Source organism: Methylobacterium platani, assembly GCF_001653715.1.
In the GTDB taxonomy this organism is placed as follows: Bacteria; Pseudomonadota; Alphaproteobacteria; order Rhizobiales; family Beijerinckiaceae; genus Methylobacterium; species Methylobacterium platani.
Window position 1 is genome coordinate 1 of record NZ_LWHQ01000138.1, and the last position, 2,771, is coordinate 2,771.

General features: G+C 64.1%; 2 protein-coding genes. One reads left to right on the plus strand and one right to left on the minus strand.

Features of this window, described 5'->3' with window-relative positions:
• Positions 1–278 precede the first annotated feature (278 nt).
• A complete protein-coding gene (locus tag A5481_RS31910) occupies positions 279–1,487 on the minus strand; it encodes an ATP-binding protein (RefSeq protein WP_082984989.1) in 1,209 nt (402 codons plus the stop codon).
• Positions 1,488–2,146: 659 nt separating this feature from the next.
• Here A5481_RS31910 and A5481_RS35800 point away from each other — a divergent pair.
• The coding region (locus A5481_RS35800; protein WP_156655698.1) for a DUF1612 domain-containing protein at positions 2,147–2,771 on the plus strand (625 nt) is incomplete at its 3' end.

Consider the following 2,771-nt stretch of genomic DNA (forward strand, 5'->3'; position numbering starts at 1 on the left):
GCCCTCGAACGGACTCGTTCGAAGGTGCAAGGCAAGCTCGAACGGGCGCCGGAGCTGATGCGCCAGACGCCTTCACATCGTCGTGTCGAGGCGAAGGCGTGAGGGTATTATCAGCAGGACGTAGCGCAGGTACCAGAAGACGGGCTAGATGTTCGGTCGCAGAATGCCTCGCCCGGGAGGCCCGCTCACATCTCCGCAGACAGCCTTCGACATTGCGCTTCGGCCGGTTGCGAGACACGCCATTAGCAGACGGTCTCCATAACAGGAGGGTGATGAGCCTACTCTGCTTCCTCTTCGGCGGCTCCGGGCAGTACCGGCATCTCCCGCCGCATGTAGGTATCGAACAAGGGTACCGTAAATGCCGTGTCGCCGTGAGCTGGTGAGTAGATCATGCCCTTCCTGATTAGGGCCGAGCGCGTCGGCGCTGCGGATGTCACCTTAAGGCCTAGTTTGTCCGCGACATCGCCGGAGCGGTGCTTGCCGCGTCCCATCTCTGCAAGCGCTCGCATGTAGCGCTTCTCTGACGGTGTGCAGCGGTCGAGCCGAACGCGGAAGAAACGCTGGTCTAGCTCTCGCACAGCCTCTACGCTGGCACGCACTATCACATCAAGATCGATGTGCTCGCTTTCAGCCGCATTCCAGGCCTCATAGCCCCACTGCTGCAAGAAGTAGGGGTACTTCTCAGTATCCGCGATTACCCGCTCGACCGCCTCATCGCTGAAGCTGACCCCTTCATCGGCCGCCGGTCGGACAATAGCTGCCACTGCATCGTCATGCGAGAGTGCACCGATTTCGGGGTAGCGGAACAGCCGTTCAGCGTAAGACTTCGAATTACCCGCAAGACCCCTGATCTGTGGCAGGCCCGCACCGACGAGGATCAATGGCAGGCTGCGCTGGTTGACACGGTGCACTGCCATGATCAGCGCGCTGAACTCGCGCTCTTCTAGATACTGGAGCTCGTCGAGAAAGATCGCCACGGGCTTGCCGGCCGCCTTCGCGGCTTCAGCAATCGCCAGGATCAACTCAGGGAGATCGGCCTCGATGCTGCCGCTGTCAGCAAGACCAGCCTCGGCATCGACACCGAGGCTTAGGCCTTCGTCACCCCCCACTGAGAGGTTGAGCCCCGAAAGGAAGCCCTTGAGTCCGCGTAGGCCACGCCGGGCCAGCTCCTTGGAGTTCTCAATGGTACTCAGGCTGAACAAGATCGTGCGAAGGGACGGCGCGATCAGCTCAGGCAGCCGCTTGCCTTCGTGAGCTTCGATAAAGGCGCTCTTGAACTTATGTTCGTCCGCAGCCTCGTTTAGGCGGTTGAGCAGCACCGTCTTGCCGACGCCGCGTAGGCCCACCAGGATCAGGCTTTGCGTCGCGCGGCCGAGTGCCACTCGCTGCAAGGCGGTAGTGCCAGCCGTGAGCACATCGGAGCGGCCGGCGAGTTCCGGCGGTGGGGAGCCCGCGCCGGGAGCATAAGGATTGCGAACGGGGTCCATATCGGGATCTTAGTCGTTTATAGCGGATTTTGGCTATAAACGACTAAGATCCCGATAACAAGGGGTGCCAGACGACCGACATCAGACCTGCTGGGCGAAGCACCTGAGCGCTAGCGGGCTTCTAATCGTCCGGTCCTCGACAGTTTGATGCGACAGCGCTGCCTGCCCAGCCCAGCAAGATGGGAAGCAGCCTACTGCTACTACGACTGCTGGTAGCCACCCCCGTTAGCTCGCTCGAGCATCGGAGAGCTGGCGTCGTACCTACGGCCTCCACCGCTTCGGTATACGTAGCGAGCCGCTCCCTAACCCGCTGCTGGCAGCGGAAGGCTGGATGACGCTCAAGGAGCGGCGCGGCCGCCGTGCGCAACCGTGATGCGCCACGGCCTATCCCTCTGAGATCGCCAGCCCGGGAGGAGCACAGAGGTGGGATCGGACATCGCAGGCGGGCTTCAGCAGGGAGCTGGACCGCATCCAAGCCGATTTCCGAGTCCGCGTTCATCACCACCGATAAGGGAAAATTATCAATGGTTAGAACGTCGCTTCTGCACTCGTACAGGTGCGCGAAGCGAAAAGCACTCTCGCTTCCATTATGACGGATCGCTACAAGTATCCCAATGATTTACCGCATACCCGAGCCGCTTCCATGGGCTGCCCTCGCCATGCCGCTGGCCGCCGCCGAGGACGCCCTCGCTCGTCTCGACCAGCTCCTCGCCACCAGCCCCATCCGCGACGGCTGGTGCGCCCGCACCGCCTTCGCCGACGCCTGCGCCAGCCTCGCCCTCCAAGGCGACCTCGTGCTCCTCGAGGATCCCGTCCTCCACGACGCCGGCCGTGACCGGCACGCCCCCTCGCAGGAACTCACTCGCGCCCACGCCGTCCTGCGCACCCGCCGCCGCATCGCCGCCGCCGACCCCGGATGGGCCACCAGCCCCACCGGCCTCGTCGCTCTGTCCGAGGATCCGGACGGGGCCACGGATCAGGACGCGAGCCCGGTGCCAGCCACGCCACCCGTCGACGCCGCCGACGGCGAGAGGGATTTCGAGGGCGTCGACGACGCCTTTGCAGCCGAGCTCGCCGGGATCGATGCCCTGATTGCCCATTCCAGCCGCCTCCTCGCCGACACCGGGGCGGTGAGGGAGAAATCCCCCCTCGTCAACGACCCAGCCTGGGGCGAGACCGACCGCCCCAGTAACTGGCGCCAAGCGGTCGCCGATACCCGCACCCTGCCGCCGGTCCTCGCCGCCACCATCGCCTATGATGCCTGGACCGCCCTCGAGCCACCCC